This window comes from Thermogladius sp. (genome assembly GCF_049970955.1).
Taxonomy (GTDB): domain Archaea; phylum Thermoproteota; class Thermoprotei_A; order Sulfolobales; family Desulfurococcaceae; genus Thermogladius.
This window is the reverse complement of record NZ_JBMFLY010000104.1, coordinates 1-2,437: the sequence shown is the minus strand read 5'-3', so window position 1 is coordinate 2,437 and position 2,437 is coordinate 1. Positions and strand designations below refer to the sequence as shown.

The following is a 2,437-nucleotide window of genomic DNA, read 5'->3' as shown; positions in this document are numbered from 1 at the left end:
GTTGAGTGTAATTAGGAGGGAGTTTGACGTCGAGGAGAAGATATCGGAGATCCTCAAGAAGTTCGTCAACCAGAAGTTCCACGGGGTCACGGTGACGGGGGTTAAGAGGCAGTACGGTGAAGGGCTGGGGGGTAGGAAGGCCGACATAGTCGTCCTAGTGGACGGCGGCGCGCCGCTGGTCATCATAGAGACCAAGAAGAAGTACGAGAAGCCGGGCTACAGGTCTGAGAGGAGGTTCCACGTGACCTCGGAGGAGGTTGTGGGCCAGGTCTTCGCCTACGCGGCGATACTGAAGAGGAACGGCATCTATGTGCCCTTCGTAGCCACGGCCAACGACAGGCAACTCGCCCTATTCATGGTTCCAAAGGAAATAGACAAGGTCGTCAACTGGGAGGCAATCGACGATAGAGACTACGGGCGGGTTCTCAGTACAAAATACATATACGAGACTCTGAGACCGAAATACCTGCTGAAGCACGAGAGGATCAGGTTCACAGACGACTTCTTCGCAGGCTACTTGGATCTAATGTGCGAACTGTACGCCAAGCCCTTCGAGGTCAGGGAGGAGGAGAAGGAGAAGAAGAGACAGGAGCTCCACTGGCTCGTAATAGAGGATCTCAGGGGCTTCGTCGACGTCTTGACCCCCTTCGTGATGGACGCCATAGCCCCCGGCGGGAGCTTCAAGCGCGAGCTAGCTGGCGAGGTCGAGAAGTACGCCAAGGAGCGGGGCTACAGCCCCACGCCCGAGCAACTTGCCCGCGAGATGGCGTACGTCCTCATGAACAAGATCGTGTTCTACAAGGTTCTAGAGAGGTACTACAACCTCGATAAGCTGAAACCCTTTTACTCCGAGGGTGAGGTCAGGACTGTCAGCGAGTACCTCAAGAAGCTGAAGGAGCTGTTCGAGAAGGCAATCGAGCGGACAGGCGACTTCGAGACCGTGTTCAGGACAGGTATCTACGACAAGATAGAGGTCGTCGAGAGCGAGGAGGTCCTCAAGCTACTGGACTGGCTCGTGAGGCTACTGGGCTCGCACGAAGTAGAGAAGCTGGGCGACGTCATAGGGTACATATACGAGGAGCTCATACCGGCCGAGGAGAGGCACCAGCTCGGGCAGTTCTACACCCCCAAGCCCGTAGCCGAGCTGATCGTCAAGTGGGCTGTCAGGAACCCGGACGACAAAGTCCTAGACCCGGGTTGCGGCTCCGGAACCTTCCTCGTGGAGGCCTATAAGAGGCTGGTCGAGCTAAAAAGCAGGAAGCCCTACAACGAGATAAGGCATGTACCTGAGGATGTCCACAGGCAGATACTCGACCAGCTCTACGGGGTCGACATAAACGAGTTCCCAGCGCACCTGACAGCCGTGAACCTAGCCATCAAGAACCCCCGGGTCTCGAGCACGAACATAAACGTTTTCGTCAGGGACTACTTCACCATAAAACCGAACCAGCAACTCTTGGCGCCCTACACAGCTAAGACGCCGAGGGGCGAGGAGAAGAAGAGCGTTGTCTTCGGGAACTTCGACGCCGTGGTGGGGAACCCGCCTTACACGAGGTGGACTGAGGTCATCGACAGCACGAAGAACGAGATACTAAATACGTATCGCGGCACGCTAACTAACTACAAAAAATTAACTCCTCAGGTTCAGAGGGGTGTTGAACCAGGCATATACGTTTACTGGATCATACACTCCACGGGCTTCCTCAAGGAGGGCGGGAGGCTCGGCATGATAATAAGCGATTCGTGGCTTCAATCAGACTACGGCGTGGGATTCGGGAGGTACCTCCTAGACAATTACAAGGTTAGAGCGGTTATAGACATAAGCACTAGGGTTTTCCCGGTACCACTCGTAGGAGCCTGTATTCTGCTCATGGAGAAGGAGTCGAAGAAAGAGGAGAGGGAGCGTAACAATATAGTGTTCATGTTGCTCAGACCCCGAGAAAGCGTCAACGTAGACTACATACTGAAGCTCGTCGAGGAGTACTCCAGTAAACCGGGGTTCTACAAGATATCGGACGAGGTGGTCATCAACGTAGTCCCGCAGGCAGAGGTCTATAAGAGGGGCGAGAAGTGGATCAACTACGTGTTCAACCCCCAAATTATACAAACCATACTAGAGAAGTTGAGACAGAACGATTACATAGTACAAATGGATGAACTCTTCGAGGTATATCGTGGAAACACTGTATGGAGCATGTGGGCCATAAAGAACGGTAAAAGACCGGATGTCGGCGGTGAAGAGTTCTTCTACCTAACCGAGAAGAGGGCGAGGGAACTCGGCATCCCGGAGGAGTACCTCTACCCCCTGTTACCGTCGTCTAAATACATGCGGTTTTTCGTTTTTAATAAGGACGATTGGGAGGGCTTGAAGGGACAGGGAGTTGAATGCTACCTCTTCCTGTGTAGGAAGCCTAGGAGGGAGCTACCTGAGAGCGTC

At 53.9% G+C, this 2,437-nt stretch carries 1 protein-coding gene; it reads left to right on the top strand.

Annotated features, from left to right (window positions below; genetic code table 11):
* Positions 1-2,437 (top strand): N-6 DNA methylase (locus tag ACP5VX_RS07035; protein WP_428725168.1); only part of this gene is annotated, 2,437 nt, incomplete at both ends.